Source organism: Pseudomonas sp. HN2 (assembly GCF_020736465.1).
GTDB lineage: Bacteria > Pseudomonadota > Gammaproteobacteria > Pseudomonadales > Pseudomonadaceae > Aquipseudomonas > Aquipseudomonas moraviensis_A.
This window is the reverse complement of the sequence record NZ_CP085885.1, coordinates 468899-494233: the sequence shown is the minus strand read 5'-3', so window position 1 is coordinate 494233 and position 25335 is coordinate 468899. Positions and strand designations below refer to the sequence as shown.

The following is a 25335-nucleotide window of genomic DNA, read 5'->3' as shown; positions in this document are numbered from 1 at the left end:
CTGCCTCCACTCTCACTTGCTTGACCGGTCTCTATGCCTACCCTGCGCTCCTTTTTCGCCGCGGCCCTGCTGGGCCTCAGTCTTGTCGTCGGCCCGCTGCATGCTGCCGAACCACCGTCCAGCGACGCCGTGCAGGCCAGCCTCGACAAGCTGGCCGACAGCAAACTGCCGGACGCCGACAAGAAGACTTTGCAGACCGTCCTGCAGAACACCCTCAATCAGCTCAATAACGAGCGTGATTACGAGCAGAAGCTGATCGATCTCAAGCGTCAGCTGGCCAATGCGCCGAAGCTGACGATTGAAAACACCCGCGAACTGAGCCGCCTCAAGGCTACCGCGCCGGTGCCGGTAGCCCAGCGTTTTCCGAAGGAGTCGATCCAGCAACTGGAGCAGATCCTCACCGATCGCTCGACCCAGCAAAGCGATCTGCAAAAAGCCCTGGCCGAAGCCAACAGCCTGATCATCACCGCGCAGACTCGTCCCGAACGTGCTCAGGCAGAGATTTCCGCCAGCCAGACGCGCATCCAGCAGATCAACACCATCCTCAAATCCGGCAAGGACACCGGCAAAACGGTCACCGCCGAACAGCGCGACCAGTTGAATGCCGAACTGGCCGCACTCAATGCGTTGATTCCGCTGCGCCGTCAGGAACTGGCCGGCAACACTCAATTGCAGGATCTGGGCAACGCCCAGCATGACTTGCTCTCGGAGAAATCCGATCGCCTCGACCGCGAAATCCAGGAACTGCAGACCCTGATCAACCAGAAGCGTCTGGCGCAGTCGCAGGAAACCGTTACTCAGCAATCGATCGAAGCGCAGAAGGCCGGGGGCAGCAGCCTGCTGGCGAGCGAGAGTGCAACCAACCTCAAGCTTTCCGACTATTTGCTCAAGAGCACCGACCGTCTCAACGAAGTCACGCAGCAGAACCTGCAGACCAAACAGCAACTCGACACCCTGACCCAGAGCGATTCAGCGCTGGACGAGCAGATCAACGTGTTGAAGGGCAGCCTGCTCCTGTCCAAGATTCTCTACAAACAAAAACAGGCACTTCCCCATTTGAAGGTCGACCGCGACCTCGCCGACCAGATTGCCGATATTCGCCTCTATCAATTCGACGTCAGCCAGCAACGCGAACTGCTCAGCAACCCGGCGACCTATGTCGACAATCTGCTGGCCACGCAGCCGCCGGAGCAGGTCACTCCGCAGTTGCGCAAGAGCCTGCTCGATCTGGCCAACACTCGCGCCGATCTGCTCGAGCGGCTGAACCGCGAATTGAGCGCGATGCTCAATGAGTCGATCACCCTGCAGCTCAATCAGAAACAATTGCTCAGCACTGCGCAGAGCCTGCGCGCGACCCTCGACGAACAGATGTTCTGGATCCCCAGCAACAAGCCGCTGGATGTGGAATGGATGCGCGGTGTGCCCGAGCGTCTCGAGCGACAGGTAAACACCCTGCCGTGGGCGTCGAGCCTGAGCGAACTGACTGACGGCCTGACCCAGCGGCCATTGCTGTTTCTGCCATTGGCGCTGCTGATCGGCGCCCTGTTGTGGCGCCGCAAGGCCCTGTACGGACGACTCAACAAGGTTCACCAGGACATCGGCCACTTCAAGCGCGACAGCCAATGGCACACGCCGCAGGCAATCCTGATCAATATTTTGCTGGCGATGCCGGTGGCGCTGGGTCTGGCGCTGTGCGGTTTGGCCCTGCAGATTGACGCGCGCGGGCAGAACGCCAATATGGGCGCGGCGCTGTTGCAGATGGGGCAGGCCTGGCTGGTGTTCTACACCGCTTACCGGATCCTTGCGCCCGGCGGCGTGGCGGAATTGCACTTCCGCTGGGAGAAACCGCAGGTCGAGTTCCTTCAGGGCTGGGTACGTCGACTCGGCTTGGTAGTGATGGCGTTGGTCGCGGTGGTGGCGGTTGCCGAACTGCAACCGGCGGCGCTGGCCGATGACGTGCTTGGCATGCCGGTGGTGCTGACCTGCTACGCCTTGATGGCGTGGCTGCTCAGTCGCCTGTTGATCAGCAGCCCGACGCACCAGAATGCTTCGCTGTTCCGCAAAGCCGTCGGAGTGATGTTCACTCTGCTGCCGATCGCCCTGTTCGTTGCGGTGTGCTTCGGCTACTACTACACCGCGCTGAAACTCAGCGACCGCCTGATCAACACCTTGTACCTGCTGATGTTCTGGCTGGTCATCGAAGCCACCTTCGTGCGTGGCCTGAGCGTTGCCGCGCGGCGTCTGGCCTATCAGCGCGCGCTGGCGAAACGGCAGGCAGCGAAAGAGGCCGGCGACGGCGAAGCGGTGATCGAAGAGCCGACGCTGGACATCGAAAAGGTCAACGAACAGTCCCTGCGCCTGATCCGTCTGGCCCTGCTCGGCGGTTTCATCGCGGCACTGTACTGGGTCTGGTCGGACCTGATTTCGGTGTTCTCGTATCTGGACAACATCACCCTCTACGAATACACCAGCGGCACCGGCGCCAACATGAGCATGGTGCCGATCAGCATCGGCGACATGCTCGGCGCGCTGATCATCATCGGCATTACCTTCGCTCTGGCGCGCAACCTGCCCGGCCTGCTCGAAGTGTTCGTCCTGTCCAAGCTCAACCTGGCCCAGGGCAGCGCTTATGCGACAACCACGCTGCTGTCCTACGTGATTGCCGGCGTTGGTTTTGTCACCACCCTGTCGACCCTCGGCGTCAGCTGGGACAAGCTGCAATGGCTGGTGGCGGCGCTGTCGGTGGGTCTGGGTTTCGGTATGCAGGAGATCTTCGCCAACTTCATCTCCGGCATCATGATCCTCTTCGAACGCCCGGTGCGGATCGGCGACACCATCACCATCGGCAACCTGTCGGGCACGGTGAGCAAGATCCGCATCCGCGCCACAACCATCACCGACTTCGACCGCAAGGACATCATTGTCCCGAACAAAACGTTCATCACCGGGCAACTGATCAACTGGTCGCTGACCGACACCATCACCCGCGTCACGCTGAAGCTCGGCGTCGACTACGGCTCGGATCTGGATCTGGTCAAGGAGTTGCTGCTCAAGGCGGCCCGGGAGAATCCGCGCGTGCTGAAGGAGCCGGAGCCGCACGTGTACTTCCTCAACTTCGGCGAAAGCACCCTCGACCACGAACTGCGCATGCATGTGCGCGATCTGGGTGACCGTAACCCGGTGCTCGACGAGGTCAACCGCTTCATCAACCGCGAGTTCAAGAAGCAGCACATCAACATCTCGTTCCGGCAGATGGAGGTTTACCTGAAGAATCTGCACGGCCAGGAATACAAGATGGTGCCGGTGGAACCGGAGAACAAAACCATCGTGCCGGTCGTCGACGGGCAGAAACCGTTGTCGGAACCGCCGCCGGGCAAACTCGACTAACCGTCATGATCCCAGCAGAATGCTCGGACATTCTGCTGGAGCCGGCCCGTGAAAGCCCTCGACGAACTGACTTTCGACAACCGCTTCGCCCGTCTCGGCGACGCGTTCTCTGCGCACGTACTGCCGGAGCCGATCGACAACCCGCGTCTGGTGGTCGCCAGCCCGGCCGCCCTGGCTCTGCTGGATCTCGATGAGGCCAGCGCCGAAACCGAAGAATTCGCGCAACTGTTCGGCGGCCACAAACTCTGGGCCGACGCCGAACCCCGAGCGATGGTGTATTCCGGGCATCAATTCGGCGGCTATACCCCGCAACTGGGTGACGGCCGCGGTCTGCTGCTGGGCGAGGTCTACAACAACGCCGGCGAGCATTGGGACTTGCACCTCAAGGGCGCCGGACAAACACCGTTTTCGCGCATGGGCGATGGCCGCGCGGTGCTGCGTTCCTCGATTCGCGAATTTCTCGCTTCCGAAGCGCTATACGCGTTGAACATTCCGTCTTCCCGGGCCGCCTGCGTGATCGGCTCCGACACGCCCGTCTGGCGTGAAAAGCAGGAACGCGCGGCGATGGTGCTGCGCCTGGCGCCGAGCCATATCCGCTTCGGCCACTTCGAATATTTCTACTACACCAAACGCCCCGAGCAGCAGAAACAGCTCGCTGAGCATGTGCTGGCGATGCACTTCCCCGAATGCCTTGAGCAACCGGAACCGTATCTGGCGATGTTCCGCGAGATCGTCGAGCGCAACGCCGAACTGATCGCCAAGTGGCAGGCTTATGGCTTCTGCCACGGCGTGATGAACACCGACAACATGTCGATCCTCGGCATCACCTTCGACTTCGGCCCGTTCGCTTTCCTCGATGACTTCGACGCGCATTTCATCTGCAACCACTCCGATGATCAGGGCCGCTACTCGTTCAGCAATCAGGTGCCGGTCGGGCAGTGGAACCTCAGCGCCCTCGCCCAGGCACTGACGCCGTTCATCAGCGTCGAGGCCCTGCGTGAAACCCTCGGCCTGTACCTGCCGCTGTTCCAGGCGCACTATCTCGACCTGATGCGTCGCCGCTTCGGCTTCACCACCGCCGAGGACGATGACCAGCAACTGCTGGAAAACCTGCTGCAACTGATGCAGAACAGCGGAGTCGACTACACGCTGTTCTTCCGCCGCCTCGGTGAAGATTCAGCCGAACAGGCCATTGCCTGCCTGCGCGATGACTTCGTCGATATCAAGGGTTTCGATGCCTGGGGCGAACGCTACGTCGCCCGGGTGGCCCGCGACGGCGATGCCGATCAGGCACAACGCCGCGCGCGGATGCACGCGGTCAATCCGCTGTACATCCTGCGCAATTACCTGGCGCAGAAAGCCATTGATGCTGCCGAGCAAGGCGACTACACCGAAGTACGCCGCCTGCATGCGGTGTTGAGCAAGCCGTTCGAGGAACAGCCGGGAATGGAAGGTTACGCCGAGCGGCCACCGGAGTGGGGCAAGCATTTGGAGATCAGTTGTTCGTCGTGAGCAAGGTCAGGTGAACACGTCGATAGGCACATTGAAACGTTCGGCCAACCAGCGAATCTGGCGCAAGTTGAGCTTGCGCTTACCGCTCAAAATCTCCGAGACAACCGATTGAGTACCAACACCCGGTAAATCGCTCTGGGTCAGGCCGTGCTCGCGCATCATGTAACCGAGAACCTCTTCGCCACTTGCCTTAGCCATGGGGTGATGGGTGCGATCCCATTCCTCGATCCAGTCACCGATGATGTCCACCAAGCTCATCAACGGGTGCGACTCATCATCGCCGGTAATTTCCAGCAGTTCGTCAATTGCCGATACCAGAGCGTCGTAGTCGTCTTCGTCTTCCGGTCTACGCAAAAGCTCGGAGAGGGAAAAGCGTTTCACAGTCTTGGTGGTCATTGCACGGAAGTCCAAGAGATATATCGTTGAGGGCTGCACAAGATTACCGACTCGATAAATTCCAGATAGTCAGCCTCCCCACCGATATGCGTAGGCGCTTTCCTCAAATAAAGAAGGTCGTGACCTACAGAACAATTACTTGATAATCGCGACTTCGACTCCAGATCAGTCTTCAAAGACTTCCTGCCCGAGAGCCCATTATGTCCACCCCACTTCTCATCCCCTGCCCCACCTGCAACGGCCTCAACCGCATCCCCGCCGAGCGCCTGGCTGACCAGCCCAAATGCGGACGCTGCAAATCTGCGGTGCTGTTGAGCAAACCCTTCGAGCTCAAACAAGGCGATTACGCCAGTCAGATCAAGGGTGATCTGCCGTTGCTGGTAGATGTCTGGGCGGACTGGTGCGGGCCGTGCAAGTCGTTTGCGCCGGTGTTTGAACAGGCCGCGGTGCAGTTGGCGGGCAAGTGTCGACTGGCCAAGCTCGACAGCGAGGCGAACCAGCAGTTGTCGGCACAGTTGGGAATTCGCTCGATTCCGAGTCTGATTCTGTTTAAAAACGGCAGGGAAGTGGCGCGCCAGAGTGGTGCGTTTCCGTTGCCGCAGTTGATGGCGTGGTTGCGTAGCCAAGGCATCTGAAAGAACCAGATCACCCTGTGGGAGCGAGCCTGCTCGCGAAGGCGGCCGATTATTCAGCGCTGATATTGAATGTGCCGGCCTATTCGCGAGCAGGCTCGCTCCCACATTAGGAATTTGCGTGTCATTCGGGGAATCAGTGGTCTTCCAGCAGATTGTGCAGTTCAACAAACTGTTGCGTCAGTTTGTGCCGTGGATCGAGGTGGATCAGCGGCATGCTGGCCTGGTGCGACTCGCGCATGCGCACCGAACTGCTCAAATACACCGGTAGCACCGGCAAGCCCTCAGCGATCAGCTCATCGAGCATCTGCTGTGGCAGGCTGGCCCGCGCCTGGAACTGATTGACCACAATGCCTTCGACTTCCAGGCCTTCGTTGTGGTCGTCCTTCAATTCTTCGATTTCGGCGATCAACCCGTACAGCGCCTGACGCGAGAAACTGTCGCAGTCGAAAGGAATCAACACCCGATCCGCCGCAATCAGCGCCGATACCGCATAGAAATTCAGGGCTGGCGGGGTATCCAGATAAATGCGGTCGTAGTCTTCGGACAACTCGTCCAACAACTTGCGCAGCTTATTGATCTTGTGTTTCGCCTCGAGCTTGGGCTGCAGATCGGCCAGCTCGGCAGTGGCGGTAATGATGTGCAGGTTGTCGAACGGCGTTTCGTAGATGTCCGCCTGATTCTTTTTCGAGAACGGCCCTGAGGACAGCGTCTGTTTGAAGAAATCGGCGATGCCCATGGGGATGTCGTCGCCAGTGAGCCCGGTCAGATACTGAGTGGAATTGGCCTGGGCATCGAGGTCGACCAACAACGTGCGATAACCCTCGCTGGCGCTGACCGCCGCCAGGTTGCAGGCGATGCTGGATTTGCCTACGCCACCTTTCTGATTGAACACCACGCGCCGCATGACCAAACCTCCGTGTATCAAAGAATGACCGAGTGTAGTTGCCGGTGACTGCGCTTCGCTACCTTCACGGACATGGACTACGCCGTCAGGTGTAAATATCGACGCTCAGCCATGGAAAAAACCGCCAGCCATCGCAGAGACTCCTGACAGACAGGCCGCGGGGAATATGGATAATGGCCAAGTGATAGCCACCTGACGAACCGCTCGGTACATTTTGTTGGGCAAAATGTAACCAACATTTGCTACACACCCGTCGCACCGGGATAATGCGCGCCACCCGGCGCCCTGCGCCAAGCCAAGCCTGCTGCGGCGCTGGCGACTCAACGCGTCAACGAAAGCCCGCAGGGGCGGGATGAATGTCCGTGATCAACTTCAACATCGCCCAATGGCGCGCGTGGGCCCCGGGGCTCGACAGCGTGGACGCCTGGCAGGCCTGGAGCCGACAACCGGTCGTGCTCCAGAGCAGTGATGCCGCGCCCGATGTGTCGTTTCTGCCGGCCATGCAGCGCCGCCGCCTCAGCCGTCTGGCGCGGATGGCCTTCAGCGTTGGCTGGCCGCTGGCCGACGGAAGGAACAATCTGCCGCTGGTATTCGTCTCGCGGCACGGTGAAACCCCTCGCACGTTTGAAATCCTCCGCGATCTGGCCACCGAACAGCCTCTGTCGCCGACCCAGTTCAGCCTTTCGGTGCATAACGCGATCATCGGTTTGTGGTCAATCATGCGCGGCGAAACCAGCGAAATGACCGCCCTCGCTGCCGCTGGCGACGGTCTGGAACACGGCATGCTCGAAGCGGCGGCACTGCTTGCTGAAGGCGCCACGGCGGTGCTGTTGGTGATCACCGAAGAGCAGCCACCCGAGGCGTACTCACAGTGGGTCGATGATGTGCCGTTCCCTTACGCGCTCGGTTTGTTGCTGACGCCGGGTACCGACTGGCGGCTGACCCTGAACAGCAGCAGCGAAACCCGGTCAAAGGCGCACTGGCCGCACGCGCTCAACCTGCTGCGAACCCTGCTCGGCCAGCAACCTGATTGCCAACATGCGTGGAAAAATCGTGTATGGACCTGGCATCGCAACCCGTGACCGCCAAACACCGCGACGCCTATTACTGGCGCCTGCTGGCCACTGCTGCGAGCTTCGCCCTGTTCGGGCTCGGCGGGCTGTGCCTGCGCCTGCTGGTATTTCCGCTGCTCGGTTGCCTGCCCGGTGACGCACTTGAACATCGCCTGCGCGCCCGGCGTACGGTCAGCCGACTGTTCTGGTTTTTCGTGCGGTTCATGGCGCGCACCGGCGTGCTCACCTACGACATCGAGGGCGCCGAACGACTTGGCCGGCCGGGGCAGATGATCATCGCCAACCACCCGTCGCTGATCGATGTGGTGTTTCTGATCGGTCTGGTGCGCCACGCCAATTGCGTGGTGAAGAAGACTCTCTGGGAAAACCCGTTCACCCGTGGCCCGCTGCGCCGCACCGAGTACATCAGCAATGACGGCAGCATGGATATGCTCGATGCCGCTGCGCAATCGTTGCAGGACGGCCAGACCCTGATCATATTCCCCGAAGGCACGCGCACCCGGCCCGGGCAGGCGCCGGCCTTTCATCGGGGGGCGGCGGCGATTGCCTTGCGCGGTGCGAAAATCGTTACCCCAGTGATCATCAAGGTCAGCCCGACCACCCTGACCAAAGCCGAGCCGTGGTATCGCATCCCCCATCGCCGCGTGCACTTCAGTTTTCGCGTGGGGGCCGATATAGACCCACAGACCTTCGCCGCGCAAGGCCCCGCACCGCAGGCCTCGCGCAAGCTCAACGATTATTTGCATGACTATTTCATTAAGGAGCTCGCCGCAGATGAGCGAACTGAACACCGCTAGCCTGGTGCGTGACATCAAACTGCTGATCATCGACGCCCTCGGCCTCGAAGACATCAGCCCCGAGGACATCGGCGACGAGCAGACATTGTTCGGCGAAGGCCTCGGCCTGGATTCCGTGGACGCACTGGAACTGGGCCTGGCGATCCAGAAAAAATACGGCATCAAGATTGACGCCGATGCCAAAGACACCCGCAACCATTTCACCAACGTGGCCAGCCTTGCGGCATTCGTCACGGCAAAACAGGCAGCTTGAGACCGGACCATGCAAACTCGTGACGATATTTTCAACACCCTGCGCGATGCCCTGGTCGAGCTGTTCGAACTGGATCCGGCCCGTGTAAGCATGGACGCCAATCTGTATCAGGATCTGGAAATCGACAGCATCGACGCCGTCGACCTGATCGATCACATCAAACGCCAGACCGGCAAGAAGATCGCCGCCGAAGAATTCAAATCAGTGCGCACAGTCGGTGACGTGGTCGAGGCGGTGTTCCGTCTGGTTCAACCGGCCGCATGAGCCGACTGATCGGCCTGGGCCTGCTGCTGGCCGGTCTGCTGTACCCCTTCGCGGTGTATTTCGGCATGGAGCATTTCGCCCCGTGGCAATTTGCACTGCTGCTGGGCAGCCTGTGGCTGGCGCGCGCCCTGACCGGCGAACGCAAGCCCGGCAGCCTGTGGATGGCCTGCGTAGCGATCGCGTTCTGCCTGTTGCTGGCGGTATTCGACAGCCCGCAATTGCTGCGCTGGTACCCGGTGCTGATCAGCGCGTTCATGCTGGTGCTGTTCGGCGTGAGCCTGAAATACGGCCCGCCGATGGTCGAGCGTCTGGCGCGCTTGCGCGAGCCGGAGCTGCCGGAGGTTGCCGTTCGCTACACACGCAAGGTCACGCTGGCCTGGAGCGTGTTTTTCTTCTGCAACGGTTTGTGCGCCGCCCTCCTCACCCTGTGGGCGCCGCTGGATTGGTGGATGTTGTACACCGGCCTGATCTCCTATGGATTGATCGGCCTGATGTTTGCCATTGAATGGCTGATACGACAACGGGTAAGAGGCCGTACATGAATTGGATAAAACTTGAGCAGCTTTTGCTCAAGGCACTGCCGGAACGGGCGATCTGCCAGGCGCCGGCTCTCGATCACGCGCAGTTGCACGCGCAGGCCCTGAGCGTTGCCGCTGGCCTGCAAGGCCAAGGCGTGAAACGCCTGGCCGTGCACCTGGAAGATGCCGCCGACCTCGCCATCGCCCTGCTTGGTGCGTGGTGCGCCGGCGTCAGCGTGTTGCTGCCGGCAGACCTGCAAGCACAGACGCGCCAGCGCTGGTCCCCTGAAGTCGATCTGTGGCTGACCGATCAGCCGGGCGACGCGCAGCTCGATGATTACACTCAACCGGGTTTACCCGGCGCCGAACTGGATCTCGATCAATGCCGACTGAGCCTGTGCACCTCCGGCTCCAGCGGCGAGCCCAAGCGCATCGACAAGACCCTGCGTCAATTGGCCAATGAAGTCGAAGCGCTGGAGCAGCTGTGGGGCGCAGACCTCGGTGAGGCTTGCATCATCGGCAGTGTCGCCACGCAGCACATCTACGGTCTGCTGTTTCGCGTGTTGTGGCCGTTGTGCGCCGGACGTCCATTCGTGCGCCGGCAACTGGCGTTTTCCGAAGACTTGCAGCGCGCCAGCCGCGAGCACCCGACCTTTGCCTGGGTCGCCAGCCCGGCGCTGCTCAAGCGCATGGGCGACAACCTCGACTGGCCGGCCTTGAGGGCCGTGCGCCGGGTATTTTCTTCCGGTGGCGCGTTGCCGCTGGAGGCCGCGCAAAGTCTGCAACAGCGCTTGCAGCAATGGCCGACGGAAATCCTCGGCAGTTCGGAAACCGGCGGCATCGCCTGGCGCCAGGGCGAGTCGTTATGGCAGCCGTTCGCCGGCGTCGAACTGAGCCAGGACAGCGACGGCGCCCTGCTGATCGCCTCGCCTTATCTGCCTGCCGGCCACATCGAACACAGCGCCGACGCCGCGCGCATTGCCGCTGACGGTCGCTTCGAACTGCTGGGGCGGCTGGACCGCATCGTCAAACTGGAAGAAAAACGCATCTCGCTGCCGATGCTCGAACAGGCTCTGATCGATCACGACTGGGTCGCTGAAGCGCGCCTCGGTGTCGTGCAGGAAAACCGCGCCTCGCTCGGTGCGCTGCTGGTACTCAGCGAATCTGGCCTGTTCGCCCTGCGCGAGCACGGCCGCCGTGGCCTGACCGAAATACTGCGCAAACATCTGAGCCAGCATTGCGAAGCCCTCGCCCTGCCCCGACGCTGGCGCCTGCTGCGGCAAATGCCATTCAACAGCCAGGGCAAACTGGCGCAAGCCGACGTCGAAGCGTTGCTTTTGGCCGCACGACCAAAAGCGCCCGAAGTGCTGGAACAAAGCGAAACCGAAGGTGAGTGGAGCCTGCAACTCAGCGTGCCGCCGGACCTGGCCTACTTCAGCGGGCACTTCCCCAAGGCGCCGGTTTTGCCTGGTGTGGTGCAGGTGGAATGGGCATTGAACCTGGGTCGCCAATTGCTCAACCTGACCGGCCCGTTTGCCGGCATGGAAGTGCTGAAGTTCCAGCAACTGGTGCGCCCCGGCGATGAAATCCAGTTACACCTGCGTTTCGATCCGGATCGCAGCAAACTGTATTTCGCTTATCGCAATGACACGGCGACCTGTTCCAGCGGCCGAATCCTGCTAGGAGTTGGCAATGCATAACCTGTGGCGAGGGGATGTATTCCATGCATAACCCTTGCGCCGTGATCCCGGTCTACAACCACGAAACCGCAATCGGCACCGTGGTCGATGCTCTGCTCGCGCAAGGTCTGCCATGCATTCTGGTGGACGACGCCAGCGAGCCCTCCTGCGCAAAAGTCCTCGACGCTCTGGCCGAACGCGAAAACGTGCACCTGGTGCGCCTGACCGCCAACCAGGGCAAGGGCGGCGCGGTGATGACCGGTCTGCGCGAAGCCTCGCGACTGGGCTACAGCCATGCCTTGCAGGTCGATGCCGACGGCCAGCACGATTTGCACGATGTCGCGCGCTTCGTCGCCGAATCCCGCGCTCATCCGGAGGCGATGATCTGCGGCTATCCGCTGTTTGACGAGAGCGTGCCGAAAGGACGTTTGTACGCGCGCTATCTGACCCACGTGATGGTGTGGATCAACAGCCTGTCGTTGCAGATTCGCGATTCGATGTGCGGCTTCCGTGTTTACCCGCTGGCGCCGACCCTGGCAGTGATCGACTCGGCCAAGGTGGGCAAACGCATGGATTTCGATTCGGACATTCTCGTGCGCCTGGCCTGGCGCAATCAGCCGATGCGCTGGCTGCAGACCAGCGTGCATTACCCGCTGGACGGCGTGTCGCACTTTCGCCTGTTCCACGACAACGCGCTGATCTCCAGCATGCACACGCGGCTGTTTTTCGGCATGTTGCTGCGTTGGCCGCTGATCCTCTGGCGGCGGTGGAAACCATGAGCGAAGAAGTCGACAACAAGCACTGGGCCGACCGCGAAGAACGCGGCAGTTTCCTGCTGATGAAATTCACCGCATTCGCCGCCAAGGTGCTTGGCCGGCGCCTGCTGAGTCCGTTGCTGTACGCCATCGTGCTGTATTTTTTCCTGTTCGGCCGCATCGCCCGGCGCAGCGCTTGGCAGTACCAGCAGCGTCTGGCCGAGTGGAGTCAGCGTGCCGACCTGCGCCCGAGCCACCGGCGGGTGTTCGGCCAGTTCATGACATTTGCCGATTCGCTGCTCGACAAGCTCGATGTATGGAACGGCAAACTGAGCATCGAGCAGATCGAAATCATCGACCCGGCGCTGCTGCGCAAGCAGTTGCGCGGCAGTCGCGGACAACTGCTGGTCGGCGCGCATCTGGGCAATCTTGAAGTGTGCCGGGCGTTGGCGGAGATCGGCGAAAAGGTCACCATGAACGTGCTGGTGCACACCAAGCACGCCGAGCAGTTCAACCGCCTGCTTGGTGAGGCCGGGGCGACCAATCTGCGCCTGATTCAGGTCAGCGAACTCGACCCGGTGATCATGCTGCAACTGCACGAACGGCTGGAGCGCGGCGAGTGGCTGGCGATCGCCGGTGACCGCGTGCCGCTGCATGGCGGGCGCAGTGTCACTGTGGATTTTCTCGGCCATCCGGCGCCGTTCCCGCAAGGCCCGTGGTTGCTGGCCGGCCTGCTCAAGTGCCCGGTCAATCTGCTGATGTGCCTCAAGCAACCTGAAGGCCACTATCGCCTGACTCTCGAACCGTTCGCCGACGCGGTGGTGTGGACACGCCGCGAGCGCGAGCAGGTCATTCATCAGTGGGCCACCCGCTACGCGCAGCGCCTGAGTCACTATTGCCTCGAAGCCCCACAGCAATGGTTCAACTTTTACCCTTTCTGGAAGACCGATGACGACGCCAACCCATGAGCCGGTAACCTTCGGCGAACGCCCTCTGCGCATCGAAGACGTGCTGGCCCTGGCCAACCGTCAGGCGCCCGTGCAGCTGCAGGCTGACGCCGACTATCGCGAGCGCATCGCCAAGGGCGCGCGTTTTCTCGATTCGCTGCTGGACAAGGAAGGGGTGATCTACGGCGTCACCACCGGTTACGGCGATTCCTGCGTGGTCGCGGTGCCGCTGCATCACGTCGAGGCGCTGCCGCGTCATCTCTATACTTTCCATGGTTGCGGCCTCGGCAAGCTGCTCGACGCGCAAGCCACCCGCGCGGTGCTGGCAGCGCGTTTGCAGTCGTTGTGTCACGGCGTCTCCGGGGTGCGCGTGGAGCTGCTGGAGCGTCTGCATGCATTTCTCGAATACGACATCCTGCCGCTGATTCCCGAGGAAGGCTCGGTTGGCGCCAGCGGCGATCTGACGCCGCTGTCCTACGTCGCCGCGACCCTGTCCGGGGAGCGCGAAGTGATGTTCCGCGGCGAGCGTCGTCAGGCTGCCGATGTGCATCGCGAACTCGGCTGGACGCCATTGGTACTGCGCCCGAAAGAAGCGCTGGCGCTGATGAACGGCACGGCGGTGATGACTGGCCTCGCCTGCCTCGCCTTCGCCCGCGCCGATTACCTGCTGCAACTGGCCACACGCATCACCGCGCTCAACGTCGTCGCGCTGCAGGGCAATCCGGAGCACTTCGACGAGCGCCTGTTCGCCGCCAAGCCGCATCCGGGGCAGATGCAGGTGGCCGCTTGGCTGCGCAAGGATCTGGCGATCGACGCGCCAACCGCGCCGCTGCATCGTCTGCAGGATCGTTACTCGCTGCGTTGCGCGCCGCATGTGCTCGGCGTGCTGGCCGACAGCCTGAACTGGCTGCGCGGTTTCATCGAAATCGAACTGAACAGTGCCAACGACAACCCGATTATCGATGCCGAAGCCGAGCGCGTTCTGCATGGCGGGCACTTCTACGGCGGGCACATTGCCTTCGCCATGGACAGTCTGAAAAACCTTGTGGCCAACGTCGCCGATCTGCTCGATCGGCAACTGGCGCTGCTGGTCGACGAACGCTACAACCACGGCTTGCCGAGCAACCTGTCCGGCGCACCCGCCGATCGGGCGATGATCAATCACGGCTTCAAGGCGGTGCAGATCGGCACCAGTGCCTGGACCGCCGAAGCGCTGAAAAACACCATGCCGGCCAGCGTGTTCTCGCGCTCCACCGAGTGTCACAACCAGGACAAGGTGAGCATGGGCACCATCGCCGCCCGTGATGCGATTCGTGTGCTGGAGCTGACCGAGCAGGTTGCCGCCGCCACGCTGCTCGCCGCCAATCAGGGCGTGTGGCTGCGCGCTCAAGCGTTCGATGCGCGTCCGCTGCCGCCGGCGCTGGCGGCGATGCACGAAGAACTCGGCAAAGACTTCCCGCCGGTCATCGAAGACCGCGCGCTGGAAGGCGAATTGCGCCTGTGCCTGCAACGCATCGCCGCGCAACACTGGAGGCTGCATGCGTAGTGCCGGAGTGCTTCACGCCGATACCGAGATTCTGGTGCCGTTCTTCGACGTCGACACCATGCACGTGGTCTGGCACGGCCATTACGTCAAATACCTGGAAGTGGCGCGCTGCGCGCTGCTGGACAAGATCGGCCACAACTACACGCAGATGGTCGAGTCTGGTTACGCCTGGCCGATCATCGACCTGCAGCTGCGCTACGTGCGCAGCGCGGTGTTCGGTCAACGGCTGAATGTGCGCGCCAGTCTGGTCGAGTGGGAAAACCGCCTGAAGATCAATTACCTGATCACCGACCTGCAGACCGGCGAGCGCCTGACCCGCGCCAGCTCGGTGCAGGTCGCCGTCGAAGTCAGCAGCCGCGAGATGCAGCTGGCTTCACCGAAAGTCTTCACCGATGCCGTGGAAAGGATGCTGCGATGAATATGTTTTTCAAAAGCCTTGGTGCGTTGACGCTGCTGGCCGTGTCGTCATGGGCCCATGCCTTCGACCTGCAACAGCTCAGTGAACAACTGGCGAAACCGGACGTTATCCACGGCCAGTTCATTCAGGAAAAACACCTGCGCGCCCTGCCGCAGCCGCTGATCAGCAAGGGCAGCTTCGTCCTCGCGAAAACGCATGGCTTGCTGTGGCTATTGAAAACCCCGCTGCAACAGGACTACCGCATCACCGCCAAAGGCATCGCCCGCCGTGACACCAATGGCTGGCAACTGCTGCCGAACAAGAGCGCCGGTGCCGAGCAGAACCGGCTGTTCCTGGCTGTGCTGCAAGGTGACAGCAGCGGTTTGCAACGGGATTTCGAGCTGGCCCTGAGCGGCACGGCGCAACAATGGAAGCTGACCCTGACACCGCGTTCGATGCTGCTCAAGCAGGTGTTCCAGCAAATCAATATCGACGGCGGTGCTCTGGTGCAAACCATCGAACTGCTGGAAACCCAGGGCGACAGCACCCTGCTGCGCATGCAGGACAGCACCGCCGAGCAACCCTTGAGCGAAGCGGAGCAACATGACTTTGCCGAGTGAACGCAGGCTGCCCTGGCTGTTTCTGAGCCTGCTGCTGGCCGTCGTCGCGCTGGCCGCGTGGCAGTGGCGCGACGGTGCGCCGTTGTCGGCCAATCTCATGGAGCTGGTGCCCGGGACCAATCCCGACGCGCTGGAATTGCGCGCCGAGCAGCGTATGCAGGAGCCGCTCAACCGCGAAATGCTGGTACTGGTCGGCCACGCCGATCGCCAGCAAGCACTGACCATGGCCCGGCAATTGGGCGAGCAATGGCAGGCCAGCGGTCTGTTCGAAACCGTGCAGTGGAATCTGCAAGCCGACCTGCCAGCGCTACGCACGCAATTGCTGCAAGGGCGCCTGGCGATGCTCTCGGCGGATGATCGGCAGTTGCTCAGCGAACACCCCGACGTGTTCATCCAGCAGCGGGTGCAGGCGCTGTTCGATCCGTTCAACGGCTTTACCCTGGTGCCGAGTCAGGACGATTGGCTGGGCCTGACCGGGCGCATCCAGAACAGCCAGCCGAAACACGGCGCGGTGCAACTGGACATCGGCAGCGGCGCACTGATCGCCGATGCCGACGGCAAGAGCTGGGTGATGCTGCGGGCGCGCACCACCGGCAACGCCTTCGACATGAACCTGCCGCTGCAAGTCGCGGATCTGCTCCAGCACAGCCGTGAACAGGCAGCGAAAAGCGACGTGCAGTTGCTTGCCGCCAGTGGCCTGCTCTATGCGGCTAACGGCCAACAACAGGCCACCCGCGAAATGACCTGGGTCGGCGGCGGCGCGACGGTCGGGATTCTGCTGTTGCTGCTGTTGGCGTTTCGTCGCTGGCGCGTGCTGCTGGCCTTCGTTCCCGTGCTGGTGGGCATGCTGTTCGGCGCGGTGGCCTGCGTGGCGCTGTTCGGCCACATGCATGTGATGACGCTGGTGCTCGGTTCGAGCCTGATCGGCGTCGCCGTGGATTACCCGCTGCACTATCTGTCCAAGAGCTGGAGCCTCAAGCCCTGGCGCAGCTGGCCGGCCCTGCGCCTGACTTTGCCGGGGCTGACCCTGAGCCTGATCACCAGCGTCATCGGCTATCTGGCGCTGGCGTGGACCCCGTTCCCGGCATTGACGCAGATCGCCGTTTTCTCCGCCGCCGGTTTGCTCGGCGCCTATCTGTCGGCGGTCTGTCTGCTGCCGGCGCTGCTGAAAAATGTCGAACTGCGCCCGGCGCAATGGCCGCTGCGCCTGGCCGAACGCTTGATTCATCTGCGCGAAGCGCTGCTCGGTTGCATTCGCACGCCCGTGCTGCTGGCCCTGCTGATCGCCTTCTGCGTCGGCGGTCTGATGCAGTTGCAAAGCAAGAACGACATCCGCCAATGGGTCGGGGCGCCGCAGCACCTGACCGACGAAGCGCAGACCATCGCGCGCATCACCGGTTTCCAACCGACCAGCCAGTTCTTCCTCATCCGCGCCGCCAATCAGGAGCAATTGCTTGAGCGCCAGGCGGCGCTGAGCGAGCGTCTGCAGCAGCTGGTCAACCTCGACAAGCTGCAGGGCTTTCTCGCCCTCGATCAACTGGTCAGCGCGCCGAGCCAGCAACAGCAAGTGCGCGAATCACTGAGCAAGCTGCCATCGTTCTGGCAACCGCTGCTCGACCTCGGCGTGCCGGCGGCGGCTTTGCAAAACGAATTGCAGCAGTTGCAGGCCCTGCCCGCCGAAGACATCGACGCCGCGCTGGCCGGCCCGCTCGGTGAGCCGTATCGCACGCTATGGCTTGGCCCGACTGAAGACGGTGTTGCGGCAATGACCAGCCTGCAGGGCTTGAACAATCCGTCGTTGCTGCGCGTGCAGGCGCTGGACTTGCCAGGAGTGGTGCTGGTCGATCGCCTCGGTGATCTGAACAAAGTGTTCGCCGCCACGCAGATCAGCGCCGCCGAACTGAAACTGGCCTCCTGCGTGTTGATCGTGCTGGTGCTGATTCTGCCGTTCGGCCTCACCGGCGCGCTGCGTATCGTTGCCCTGCCGCTGCTGGCGGCGCTGTGCAGTCTGGCCAGCCTCGGCTGGCTCGGTCAGCCGCTGACTCTGTTCAGCCTGTTCGGCCTGCTGCTGGTGACGGCGATCAGCGTCGATTACGCGATCCTCATGCGTGAACAGGTGGGCGGCGCGGCGGTGAGCCTGCTCGGCACCCTGCTCGCGGCGCTGACGACATGGCTGTCGTTCGGCCTGCTGGCAGTGTCCAGCACGCCGGCGGTGAGCAATTTCGGCCTGTCGGTAAGCCTCGGTCTGGCGTTCAGCTTCATGCTCGCGCCATGGGCCGGGCGCCATGAAACGGTTTCGGAGACAGCAGCATGATGGTTGTCGGCTTCTGGTTGCTGGCCCTGGCGTTGTTTGCGCTGGCGACCCGGGTCGGCCGCCGTTTCGGCCTGATTCCGATCGTCAGTCAGTTGCTGCTGGCGAGCTTCGGTTTGCCGCTGCTGATGTACTTCTGGATCGAGCCGGGCTGGCAGCTCAGCGGTGCACAACTGATCGCGCCGGACTGGCTGAAAAACCTCTACAGCCTGAGTTTCGCCTTGCTGCTCGGGCACATTCTCAGCGATGTGATCGACCTGAAACTCGATCGTCAGAGCGTGAAAATTGCCCTGCCGAGTTTCATCGTGCCATTCACCTGCGGTCTGGCAGCCGCGCACTGGCTGTTGCCCGCGCAGCCATGGCTCAACTCACTGGCGATCGGGCTGGTGTTCGCGATCACCGCGATCCCGGTGCTGTATCTGTACCTGCGCCATATCGATTATCCGCCCGCCGCCACTCGTCGACTGGTGCAGACCGCAATCCTCATCGACCTGACGTGCTGGACGCTGTTCGGGCTCGCCCAGGGCAGCCTGCACTTGAGCAGCTTGTTGCTGCCCTTGGCCATGGCTGGCGTGCCGCTGTTCCTGTATCTGCTACGCGTGCGTCGCCCGCTGACCTACAGCCTCGGATTCTTCGCGCTGCTGGTCATGGCCGAGCATTACAAACTCAACGCACTGATTTTCGGCATCGGCTATCTGCTGTGCATGGCGGTGCTGAAAGTGCCGCTGGTGCTGCCACTGCCGGCGCGCTGGATGAGCCGCTTGCAGGTGTGGATCGCGATCCCGCTGATCCTCACGTTCGGCATCGTCCAGATCGACGTGCACAGCGCTCTTGCCAGTCTTGACGGCGGACAATGGGCGGCGCTGCTGCTGTTGCCGATTGCCAGTAAACTGCTAGGCAACTGGCTCGGCCTCGGCTGGGCAGGTGCGTCGTTCGCGGGCGCCAGTCGCTGGCGCGAAAGCGTGCTGCTGAACATTCGCGGCCTGAGCGAAATCGTCTTTCTCAACCTGCTGTTGCAACAACAGCTCATCACCCCGGCGCTGTATTTCGCGCTGATGCTGATGGGCCTGATCGCCACGCTGCTGCCGGCCCTGATCGGCCTGCATCGCGCGCCCCTGAATCTGAACAGTCCTTTGCCCCGGAGCTCACGTGCCAATCGTTGAAATGGAATCCCGTCAGGTCGTGATCATCGGTGCCGGCCCGTCCGGCGCTATCGCCGCGGCCCTGCTCAAACGCAAGGGCCACGATGTGCTGGTGCTCGAACGTCAGCACTTCCCGCGCTTCTCCATCGGCGAAAGCCTGCTCAGCCATTGCCTGGATTTCGTCGAAGAAGCCGGCATGCTCGACGCCGTCAACGCCGCTGGTTTCCAGCGCAAGACCGGCGCAGCGTTTGCCTGGGGCGAGCGCTACAGCGCCTTCGATTTTGGCGATACCTTCACCGCCGGCAAGCCGACCACGTTCCAGGTGCAGCGCGCCGATTTCGACAAGTTGCTGGCCGACCAAGCGGCGCTGCAAGGCGCGGAGATCCGCTATGGCGATGCGATTGTCAGCGTCGACTTCGAGCGGGCGAAACCACAACTCGATGTGCGTCGCGAAGACGGCAGCGAGTACCGCGTAGAAGCCGAATTCGTGCTGGACGCCAGCGGTTACGGCCGCGTGCTGTCGCGTCTGCTGGACCTCGAAGCGCCGTCGAATTTCCCGGTGCGTCAGGCGGTATTCACCCATGTTGAAGATCACATCGACAGCCCGGCGTTCGACCGGGAAAAAATCCTCGTCACCACTCACCCGCAGCACCGCGACGTGTGGTTCTGGACCATCCCGTTCAGCAACGGTCGCTGCTCCGTGGGCGTGGTCGCGGCCGAGGAACATTTCCAGGGCCGCGACAGCGACCTCGATGCCTGCCTGCGCAGTTTCATCGCCGAAACACCAAGCCTCGCCAGGGTTCTCAACAACGCGGTCTGGGACACCCCGGCGCGTACCCTCGGCGGTTACGCGGCCAACGTGAAAACCCTGCACGGCCCGGGCTTCGCCCTGCTGGGCAATGCCGCAGAATTCCTCGACCCGGTGTTCTCCTCCGGCGTGACCATCGCCATGCGTTCGGCGAGCATGGCCGCCGGCGTACTGCACCGTCAGTTGCAGGGTGAAACGGTCGACTGGCAACGGGAATTTGCCGAGCCGTTGAAACGCGGCGTCGACACCTTTCGCTGCTACGTCGAAGGCTGGTACGCCGGCACCTTTCAGGACGTGATTTTCTACGAGGACAGCCAGGCGGACATTCGCCGGATGATCTGCTCGATCCTCGCCGGTTACGCCTGGGACGAGCGCAACCCGTTCGTCAGCGAAGCGCGGCGCCGGCTGAAGATGATTTCCGAACTCTGCGCGCAGGACGCCTCATGAATTACCTCAGCCACAGTTACGTCGAGGAAACCCGCTTCGGCTTCTGGTTCCTGCGCAGCCACACCTGGCAGCACCATGTGCTGCGCGTGGCGATCAATGATCTGCGTGAGTTGTTCAGTGAGCCGCTGCCGGAACAGCCGGTGCTGCTGGACGCCGGTTGCGGGCAAGGCAAGTCGTTCGCTCACTTGCGCCAGACCTTTGCCCCGCAGCGCCTGATCGGCGTCGACGCCGACCCGCACAGCCTGCACCTGAGCGGCGAAGAGGCTACGCGCCTGGGCATGCCGGTCGAGTTGATCGGCAGCGATTGCGCCACGCTCCAGGTCGCCGATGCCAGCGTCGATCTGCTGTTCTGTCACCAGACCTTCCATCATCTGGTCGAGCAGGAAAAAGCCCTGGCCGAGTTCTATCGCGTGCTGAAGCCGGGCGGCTATCTGCTGTTCGCCGAGTCCACCGAGGCTTATATCGATACCTGGGTCATCCGCTGGCTGTTCCGTCATCCGATGCACGTACAAAAGAGCGCCGCCGGGTATCTGCAGATGATTCGCGAGCAGGGTTTCGAGTTTGCCGAGCACAATGTTTCCTACCCGTACCTGTGGTGGAGCCGATCGAAGGACTTTGGCTTGCTAGAGCGGTTGGGGTTGCGTAAGCCGAAGCCGTTTGGCGAACGCGAAGAGACGCTGGTGAATGTCGTCGCGCGCAAGCCGCTTGCAGGTGCTATCTCATGCAACGCATAACCTGTAGGAGTGAGCCTGCTCGCGATAGCGGTGGGTCAGCCAATGACTATTTTGAATGCATGACCGCTATCGCGAGCAGGCTCACTCCTACAAGGATTGTGGCATGGCTGATGATGGTGTTCTGCGCCCTTTTGCTCAGTGCCTGCGCCAGCCAGGCACCGCTGCCAGCGGCCAACCCGACGCTGCCCCTGCCGCTGCAACTGCACATCGAACGCGAGCAGGCCGGGCAGCGTCAGGACTGGTTGCTGGTGATCCAGCGCGAAGGCGCCGGCACGCGCTGGTCGATGATGGATCCGCTGGGCATTCCCCAAGCCCGTCAGCAACTGATCGACGGGCATTGGCAGGCCGACGGCCTGCTGCCGCCCAATCCCGAGGCGCGGGAGTTGTTCGCCGCGCTGCTGTTCGCCCTGACCCCGTCCGCCGAACTGCTGCGCAACTATCCCGACGCCCGGCAACAGACCGATCAGCGTTCTCTGCCGGCGCGCTGGCACGTCCGTTATTCACAACCGTTGAGCTTCGAAATGGGCCTGCCCCAAGGCCCGCACTATCGCGTTTCCCAGTTAGGTGAATCGACGCCATGACCGCTTACCTGAATGCCCTCGGCGTAATCTGTGCCCTGGGCCGCGACAAGTCTGAAGTCGCGCGCAATCTGTTCGCCGGCGACTGTTCGGGGATGCGCCGCGAGGCCGGCCGGGTTGTCGAGCGTGAGCTGCCAGTGGCCGCCGTGCACGGTGAATTGGCCGCGATTCCAGCCGAAATGATCGAGCACAGCAGTCGCAACAACCAACTGCTGCTGGAAGCCGCGCTGCAGATTCGTGACGACATCGATCGCGCGATCCAGACCTATGGCCGTGAACGCATCGGCGTTGTGCTCGGCACCAGCACGTCAGGCATCGACGAGGCGAGCCGGGGTCTGGCGCATTACATCCGCGAGCAGCAGTTTCCTCGCGAGTATGACTATCGCCAGCAGGAACTCGGCGCTCCGGCGAATTTTCTCGCCGAGTGGCTGCAACTGAGCGGTCCGGCCTACGTGATTTCCACCGCCTGCACTTCCAGCGCCCGCGCTTTGATGAGTGCTCAGCGTCTGCTCGATCTGGGCCTGTGCGACGCGGTGCTGTGCGGCGGCGTCGACAGTCTGTGCAAGCTCACCCTGAACGGTTTTTCTTCGCTGGAAGCCGTTTCAGATGAACGCTGCAATCCTTTTTCGGCCAACCGCAACGGCATCAATATCGGCGAAGCAGCGGTGCTGTTCGTGATGAGCAAACAGCGCGGCGAAGGTCCGGGGATTGCCCTGCTCGGCGCAGGCGCCAGCTCGGATGCGCACCATATTTCCGCGCCAGAGCCGAGCGGTCGCGGCGCCCTGCAAGCGATGCAAAAAGCCCTTGGCCGCGCCAATCTGCAAGCCGCGCAGATCAACTACCTGAACCTGCACGGCACCGCCACTCAACACAACGACGCCATGGAAAGTCTGGCGGTCGCGGCGCTGTTTCCCAACGGCGTCGCATGCTCGTCGACCAAGCCGCTGACCGGCCACACCCTCGGCGCGGCTGGCGCACTGGAAGCGGCGTTCTGCTGGCTGAGCCTGAGCGCCGACAACCCCGACCAAGCGTTGCCGCCGCACATCTGGGACGGCCAGGCCGATCCCACGCTGCCGCCCCTGCAGTGGGTGACTGCGAGCGAGCGCCTGACGTCCATTGCACCGCGCTACCTGATGAGCAACTCGTTTGCCTTCGGCGGCAACAACGTCAGCCTGATTATCGGAGACGCCCCATGAGCCACTGGCCACTCGCCGAACTGCTGCCGCACGCCGGCGACATGATTCTGATCGACGCCATCGAGCGCTTCGATGACGAGCAGATCTTCACCCGCCTGACGGTCAAGCCCGACGGCCTGTTCAACCTGCCCGACGGTAGCCTGCCGGCGTGGGTCGGCGTCGAGCTGATGGCGCAGAGCGTCGCCGCTTTCGCCGGTTGCCACGCGCGGCAAAAAGGCAATCCGGTGGAGCTGGGCTTTCTCCTCGGCACGCGCAAGTTCGAGTGCAACGTCGAAGCCTTTGCGCCGGGCAGCGAATTGACCGTCCACGGCATTCGCTCATTGGAAGACGACAATGGCATGGGCGTGTTCGAATGCCATATCCATGGCGACGGCATTCATGCCAGCGCACGGCTGAACGTGTTCCGTCCGCCCGAAGCCAACCAATACCTGCAACAGACAAAGGAGTCGCACGATGACTGAATCCGTCCTGGTCACCGGCTCCAGCCGTGGCATCGGCCGCGCCATTGCCTTGCGTCTGGCGCAAGCCGGGCATGACATCGTCCTGCATTGCCGCAACGGCATGACCGAAGCCCAAGCGGTGCAGGCCGAAATCGAAGCACTGGGTCGCCGTGCGCGCATTCTGCAATTCGATGTTGCCGACCGTGACACCTGCAGAAGCATTCTCGAAGCCGATGTCGATAACCACGGTGCCTATTACGGCGTAGTGCTCAACGCCGGGCTGACCCGCGACGGCGCGTTTCCGGCGCTGAGCGATGACGATTGGGACGTGGTCCTGCGCACCAACCTCGACGGCTTCTACAACGTTTTGCACCCGGTGATGATGCCGATGATCCGTCGCCGCGCCGCCGGGCGCATCGTCTGCATCACGTCGGTGTCGGGTCTGATCGGCAACCGTGGCCAGGTCAACTACAGCGCTTCGAAGGCCGGGGTGATCGGCGCGGCAAAGGCGTTGGCGATCGAGCTGGGCAAGCGCAAAATCACCGTTAACTGCGTCGCCCCGGGCCTGATCGACACGGCCATGCTCGACGAAAACGTACCGGTGGAAGAGCTGATGAAAATGATCCCCGCGCAGCGCATGGGCACCCCTGAAGAAGTGGCGGCTGCGGTGAATTTCCTGATGTCGGCGGAAGCCTCGTACGTCACCCGCCAGGTCCTGGCAGTCAACGGAGGCCTGTGCTGATGAAGCGCGTCGTCGTCACCGGCATGGCCGGCATCACCTCGCTGGGCAGCGACTGGCAGACCATTGCCGGCAACTTCGCAGCCAACCGCAGCGGCATTCGCCGCATGGACGAGTGGGATCGCTTCACTGAACTGAACACGCGTCTGGCCGGCCCCATCGATGACTTTGTCGTGCCATCGCACTGGACCCGCAAACAATTGCGCAGCATGGGCCGGGTTTCCCGCCTGGCGGTCGCGGCGGCGGAAAAAGCCCTGGCCGACGCAGGCCTGCTCGGCGACGAATCGATCAAGGACGGGCGCATGGGCGTTGCCTGCGGCTCGTCCACCGGCAGCACTGACGAGATCAAGGCTTTCGGCAACATGCTGCTCAACTCGGTGGCCGAGGGGCTCAACGCCAACTCCTATGTGCGGATGATGCCGCACACCACCGCGGCCAATATCAGCATCTTCTTCGGCCTCACCGGACGCCTGATTCCGACCTCCAGCGCCTGCACCAGCGGCAGCCAGGGCATCGGTTACGCCTACGAGGCGATCAAGTTCGGCCGCTTGCCACTGATGCTCGCTGGGGGCGCCGAAGAGCTGTGCCCGACCGAAGCCATGGTCTTCGACGCGCTCTACGCCACCAGTCTGAAAAACGATGCACCACAGACCAGCCCTCGCCCGTATGACAAGGGCCGTGACGGTCTGGTGATCGGTGAGGGTGGCGGCATGCTGGTGCTTGAGGAGCTTGAACACGCACTCGCCCGTGGCGCGCATATCCACGCGGAAATTGTCGGTTTCGGCAGCAACGCCGATGGCCAGCACACTACCCGCCCGGAACAGGTCACGATGCGCCGCGCCATGGAGCTGGCCCTGGAAGATGCCGGCCTCAGCCCGGATGCCATCGGTTATGTGAACGGCCACGGCACCGCGACCGAGCAGGGCGACATCGCCGAAACACTGGCCACCAGCAGCCTGTTCGGTGAGCACATGCCGATCAGCTCGCAGAAGAGTTTTCTCGGCCACACCCTCGGCGCCTGCGGAGCACTGGAGTCGTGGTTCAGTATTGAGATGATGAATCGCGATCAGTACGTGCACACCTTCAACCTCGACGAGGTCGACCCGCACTGCGGCAAGCTCGATTACCTGCGCGGCGAATTCCGCCAGATGCATCACGACTACGTGATGAACAACAATTTCGCTTTCGGCGGCGTCAACACTTCGTTGATTTTCCGCCGCTGGCCGTAACCCGATTAATCCAGGTCAAGGAGACCTT

At 62.3% G+C, this 25335-nt stretch carries 25 protein-coding genes; 23 read left to right on the top strand and 2 right to left on the bottom strand.

Features of this window, described 5'->3' with window-relative positions:
* Positions 1-33 precede the first annotated feature (33 nt).
* Both mscK and selO read left to right on the top strand, forming a co-directional pair.
* On the top strand, positions 34-3387 hold the full coding sequence (mscK, locus tag LIS66_RS02160; RefSeq protein WP_083354048.1) for a mechanosensitive channel MscK: 3354 nt from the start codon (positions 34-36) through the stop codon (positions 3385-3387).
* Between the two features lie 48 nt (positions 3388-3435).
* Positions 3436-4899 (top strand): protein adenylyltransferase SelO, encoded by a 1464-nt coding sequence (selO, locus tag LIS66_RS02155; RefSeq protein WP_227973518.1) that lies wholly within the window; start codon positions 3436-3438, stop codon positions 4897-4899.
* A 6-nt stretch (positions 4900-4905) separates the two neighbouring features.
* Here selO and LIS66_RS02150 read toward each other — a convergent pair whose 3' ends face one another.
* Entirely contained in the window at positions 4906-5295 is a 390-nt protein-coding gene (locus LIS66_RS02150) for a helix-turn-helix domain-containing protein (RefSeq protein WP_042608722.1), read from the bottom strand.
* Positions 5296-5495: 200 nt separating this feature from the next.
* Here LIS66_RS02150 and trxC point away from each other — a divergent pair, with 200 nt between their 5' ends.
* The gene (gene trxC, locus LIS66_RS02145) at positions 5496-5930 is read left to right on the top strand and encodes a thioredoxin TrxC (RefSeq protein WP_227973517.1); all 435 of its coding nucleotides are present in this window, start codon (positions 5496-5498) and stop codon (positions 5928-5930) included.
* Positions 5931-6063: 133 nt separating this feature from the next.
* Here trxC and LIS66_RS02140 read toward each other — a convergent pair whose 3' ends face one another.
* The gene (locus LIS66_RS02140; protein WP_024011296.1) at positions 6064-6834 is read right to left on the bottom strand and encodes a ParA family protein; all 771 of its coding nucleotides are present in this window, start codon (positions 6832-6834) and stop codon (positions 6064-6066) included.
* 356 nt (positions 6835-7190) lie between these two features.
* On the opposite strand from LIS66_RS02140, the gene LIS66_RS02135 reads away from it, so the two are divergent.
* Genes LIS66_RS02135 through LIS66_RS02040 form a run of 20 tightly spaced genes read left to right on the top strand, consistent with a single transcriptional unit; the run spans position 7191 to position 25307 of the window.
* Entirely contained in the window at positions 7191-7916 is a 726-nt protein-coding gene (locus tag LIS66_RS02135; RefSeq protein ID WP_227973516.1) for a beta-ketoacyl synthase chain length factor, read from the top strand.
* Positions 7892-8704, top strand: coding sequence for a lysophospholipid acyltransferase family protein (locus LIS66_RS02130; protein ID WP_042608718.1), 813 nt, complete (start codon positions 7892-7894; stop codon positions 8702-8704). The genes LIS66_RS02135 and LIS66_RS02130 overlap by 25 nt, the downstream gene beginning before the upstream one ends.
* Positions 8682-8957, top strand: coding sequence for a phosphopantetheine-binding protein (locus tag LIS66_RS02125; RefSeq protein ID WP_039756723.1), 276 nt, complete (start codon positions 8682-8684; stop codon positions 8955-8957). Before LIS66_RS02130 ends, LIS66_RS02125 begins: the two co-directional genes overlap by 23 nt.
* Before the next feature lie 9 nt (positions 8958-8966).
* Entirely contained in the window at positions 8967-9221 is a 255-nt protein-coding gene (locus tag LIS66_RS02120) for an acyl carrier protein (RefSeq protein ID WP_016772026.1), read from the top strand.
* Positions 9218-9763, top strand: a complete 546-nt coding sequence (locus tag LIS66_RS02115) for a membrane protein (protein ID WP_042608716.1) — start codon at positions 9218-9220, stop codon at positions 9761-9763. The genes LIS66_RS02120 and LIS66_RS02115 overlap by 4 nt, the downstream gene beginning before the upstream one ends.
* Positions 9760-11439 (top strand): acyl-CoA synthetase family protein, encoded by a 1680-nt coding sequence (locus LIS66_RS02110; protein ID WP_227973515.1) that lies wholly within the window; start codon positions 9760-9762, stop codon positions 11437-11439. The genes LIS66_RS02115 and LIS66_RS02110 overlap by 4 nt, the downstream gene beginning before the upstream one ends.
* Positions 11440-11462: 23 nt before the next feature.
* Positions 11463-12197 carry a glycosyltransferase family 2 protein gene (locus LIS66_RS02105; protein WP_227973514.1) on the top strand — a complete coding sequence of 245 codons (735 nt, stop codon included), beginning with the start codon at positions 11463-11465 and terminating at the stop codon, positions 12195-12197.
* Positions 12194-13141 (top strand): glycosyl transferase, encoded by a 948-nt coding sequence (locus tag LIS66_RS02100; RefSeq protein ID WP_227973513.1) that lies wholly within the window; start codon positions 12194-12196, stop codon positions 13139-13141. The genes LIS66_RS02105 and LIS66_RS02100 overlap by 4 nt, the downstream gene beginning before the upstream one ends.
* Positions 13122-14666 carry an HAL/PAL/TAL family ammonia-lyase gene (locus LIS66_RS02095; RefSeq protein ID WP_227973512.1) on the top strand — a complete coding sequence of 515 codons (1545 nt, stop codon included), beginning with the start codon at positions 13122-13124 and terminating at the stop codon, positions 14664-14666. The genes LIS66_RS02100 and LIS66_RS02095 overlap by 20 nt, the downstream gene beginning before the upstream one ends.
* Complete coding sequence (locus tag LIS66_RS02090; protein WP_042608713.1) at positions 14659-15084, top strand: acyl-CoA thioesterase; 426 nt, start codon at positions 14659-14661, stop codon at positions 15082-15084. Before LIS66_RS02095 ends, LIS66_RS02090 begins: the two co-directional genes overlap by 8 nt.
* A complete protein-coding gene (locus LIS66_RS02085) occupies positions 15081-15683 on the top strand; it encodes an outer membrane lipoprotein carrier protein LolA (RefSeq protein ID WP_042608712.1) in 603 nt (200 codons plus the stop codon). Before LIS66_RS02090 ends, LIS66_RS02085 begins: the two co-directional genes overlap by 4 nt.
* The gene (locus LIS66_RS02080) at positions 15667-17997 is read left to right on the top strand and encodes an MMPL family transporter (protein ID WP_227973511.1); all 2331 of its coding nucleotides are present in this window, start codon (positions 15667-15669) and stop codon (positions 17995-17997) included. The genes LIS66_RS02085 and LIS66_RS02080 overlap by 17 nt, the downstream gene beginning before the upstream one ends.
* Entirely contained in the window at positions 17994-19157 is a 1164-nt protein-coding gene (locus tag LIS66_RS02075) for a sodium:proton antiporter (protein ID WP_227973510.1), read from the top strand. Before LIS66_RS02080 ends, LIS66_RS02075 begins: the two co-directional genes overlap by 4 nt.
* Complete coding sequence (locus LIS66_RS02070) at positions 19144-20391, top strand: NAD(P)/FAD-dependent oxidoreductase (RefSeq protein ID WP_227973509.1); 1248 nt, start codon at positions 19144-19146, stop codon at positions 20389-20391. Before LIS66_RS02075 ends, LIS66_RS02070 begins: the two co-directional genes overlap by 14 nt.
* On the top strand, positions 20388-21125 hold the full coding sequence (locus LIS66_RS02065; protein WP_227973508.1) for a class I SAM-dependent methyltransferase: 738 nt from the start codon (positions 20388-20390) through the stop codon (positions 21123-21125). The genes LIS66_RS02070 and LIS66_RS02065 overlap by 4 nt, the downstream gene beginning before the upstream one ends.
* Positions 21113-21706 (top strand): hypothetical protein, encoded by a 594-nt coding sequence (locus LIS66_RS02060; protein ID WP_227973507.1) that lies wholly within the window; start codon positions 21113-21115, stop codon positions 21704-21706. Before LIS66_RS02065 ends, LIS66_RS02060 begins: the two co-directional genes overlap by 13 nt.
* Positions 21703-22899, top strand: a complete 1197-nt coding sequence (locus tag LIS66_RS02055) for a beta-ketoacyl-[acyl-carrier-protein] synthase family protein (RefSeq protein ID WP_227973506.1) — start codon at positions 21703-21705, stop codon at positions 22897-22899. The genes LIS66_RS02060 and LIS66_RS02055 overlap by 4 nt, the downstream gene beginning before the upstream one ends.
* On the top strand, positions 22896-23360 hold the full coding sequence (locus LIS66_RS02050) for a hotdog family protein (protein ID WP_227973505.1): 465 nt from the start codon (positions 22896-22898) through the stop codon (positions 23358-23360). Before LIS66_RS02055 ends, LIS66_RS02050 begins: the two co-directional genes overlap by 4 nt.
* Complete coding sequence (gene fabG, locus LIS66_RS02045) at positions 23353-24081, top strand: 3-oxoacyl-ACP reductase FabG (protein ID WP_227973504.1); 729 nt, start codon at positions 23353-23355, stop codon at positions 24079-24081. Before LIS66_RS02050 ends, fabG begins: the two co-directional genes overlap by 8 nt.
* Complete coding sequence (locus LIS66_RS02040; protein WP_227973503.1) at positions 24081-25307, top strand: beta-ketoacyl-ACP synthase; 1227 nt, start codon at positions 24081-24083, stop codon at positions 25305-25307. Before fabG ends, LIS66_RS02040 begins: the two co-directional genes overlap by 1 nt.
* The last annotated feature ends 28 nt before the right edge of the window (positions 25308-25335 follow it).